Consider the following 270-nt stretch of genomic DNA (forward strand, 5'->3'; position numbering starts at 1 on the left):
TGTGCAGCCGAGAGGCCCAGTGCAAAGGAAAGTGGAATACCACCTGTTCCTGCGGTGTCACCTTCGATTCGGCCAGCTTACTTAACTCTCACCGCCAGAGTAGCAGAGACGCCCGATGCAAGAAAAAGCAGAACACTACCTGCCCATGCGGCACCACCTTCGATACGGTCAACTTGCTTAAATCTCACCGCCGGGGCAGCCGCGACCCCTGTTGCAAGGGAACGCGGAACAGTACCTGTTCCTGTGGCGCCACCTTCGATTCGGTCAGTC

Annotated in this window: 1 protein-coding gene; it reads right to left on the minus strand. The window is 57.4% G+C overall.

The window, feature by feature from the left end; genetic code table 11:
* Window positions 1-77: 77 nt before the first annotated feature.
* The coding region (locus E1189_RS22990; protein WP_196221018.1) for a hypothetical protein at window positions 78-270 on the minus strand (193 nt) is incomplete at its 5' end.

The sequence above is a fragment of the Parendozoicomonas verongulae genome (genome assembly GCF_009711465.1).
Taxonomy (GTDB): Bacteria; Pseudomonadota; Gammaproteobacteria; order Pseudomonadales; family Endozoicomonadaceae; genus Sansalvadorimonas; species Sansalvadorimonas verongulae.